A 613-nucleotide genomic window follows, 5' to 3' on the forward strand; every position below is an offset into this window, starting at 1 on the left:
GAATAGCGGACATTGGTCGGAAATGCTTCGGCGAACGCAACAGGCTGAATACCGGTCTGGACTTGCGTGAAACCCAAGAACAAGCCCATTGCAATCGCCATCGTGGCGAAGTCTTTGGTTTGAAGCAAAGGAAAGTACAGCATCATCATGATGAACGTCGCGGTCGACGCAATAAGGAGGGTGCGCTTGCGCCCGATCCGGTCACTGAGCAGGCCGCCCATAATTGAACCGACTATGGCGCAGGCATTAGCGATCATTAACAGCGTAAACCCTGTCTGTTTAGGAATACCGAGGGTATTCGTCAAATAACCGAGGGTGAACACAACGGCGAGATAGAACATTGCCGTAGGGCCGCAGAAAAACAGCATCAGCCGCAGAATTGTCTTCCAGTSAAGCCGAAAGGCATCGCGAAGCGGGCTACTGACCGTCGCGACCGCAGACTGTTTCATCTGTAMAAAAGCGGGCGTCTCCTCTACTCGCAATCGTATGTAGATACCCATCAGAACTAACAGGAAACTCATGACGAAGGGGATTCGCCAGCCGTAACTCATAAAGTCATCTGCGCTCATGGAGGCTGAAAGCAGAAGGAGCACGGCATTGGCGACTATCTGGC

Annotated in this window: 1 protein-coding gene; it reads right to left on the bottom strand. The window is 52.4% G+C overall.

Annotation, left to right across the window (positions count from 1 at the left end; translation table 11 throughout):
• Positions 1–551, bottom strand: a 551-nt coding sequence (locus AC1DSG_RS31585) for an MFS transporter (RefSeq protein ID WP_477794359.1), incomplete at its 3' end; no start/stop codon positions are given.
• Between the last annotated feature and the right edge of the window lie 62 nt (positions 552–613).

The organism is Pseudomonas sp. P5_A12 (assembly GCF_056400685.1).